Annotated in this window: 1 pseudogene; it reads left to right on the top strand. The window is 63.8% G+C overall.

The annotated features are described in order from the left end of the window. Positions 1 to 246 (top strand): annotated as a pseudogene (gene trpD, locus P9236_RS30760) (anthranilate phosphoribosyltransferase); the annotation flags it as partial.

Consider the following 246-nt stretch of genomic DNA (forward strand, 5'->3'; position numbering starts at 1 on the left):
GCGATCATCACCGGTCTGCGCGTGAAGAAAGAAACCGTCGGCGAGATCACTGGTGCGGCGCGCGTGATGCGCGAGCTGTCGGCCAAGGTGGAGGCGCCGGCGCATCCGCATTTTCTGGATATCGTCGGTACTGGTGGCGATGGCGCGTCGAGCTTCAATATTTCCACGGCGTCCATGTTTGTGGCCGCGGCTGCCGGTGCGCGGGTCGCCAAACATGGCGGACGCAGTGTGTCCTCGAAGTCTGGC

The organism is Mesorhizobium sp. WSM4884, from assembly GCF_029625675.1.
GTDB lineage: Bacteria > Pseudomonadota > Alphaproteobacteria > Rhizobiales > Rhizobiaceae > Mesorhizobium.